The sequence below is a fragment of the Kitasatospora purpeofusca genome (assembly GCF_000718025.1).
Classification (GTDB): domain Bacteria; phylum Actinomycetota; class Actinomycetes; order Streptomycetales; family Streptomycetaceae; genus Kitasatospora; species Kitasatospora purpeofusca.
Window position 1 is genome coordinate 1 of record NZ_JODS01000133.1, and the last position, 211, is coordinate 211.

Consider the following 211-nt stretch of genomic DNA (forward strand, 5'->3'; position numbering starts at 1 on the left):
TCGGCGCTGTGAGGCTTAGCTTCCGGGTTCGGAATGTAACCGGGCGTTTCCCTCACGCTATGACCACCGAAACACTATGAAACTGTCAACCGCACCCACGACAGGCCATGTCATGGGGGTCGTTGTTTCAGAACAACACAGTGGACGCGAGCAACTGAGGACAAGCCCTCGGCCTATTAGTACCGGTCAACTCCACCCCTCACAGGGCTTC

Annotated in this window: 1 rRNA gene; it reads right to left on the reverse strand. The window is 56.9% G+C overall.

Annotation, left to right across the window (positions count from 1 at the left end):
* Window positions 1-71, reverse strand: a 5S ribosomal RNA gene (gene rrf / locus IF01_RS0141055); the annotation flags it as partial.
* Window positions 72-211: the final 140 nt, after the last annotated feature.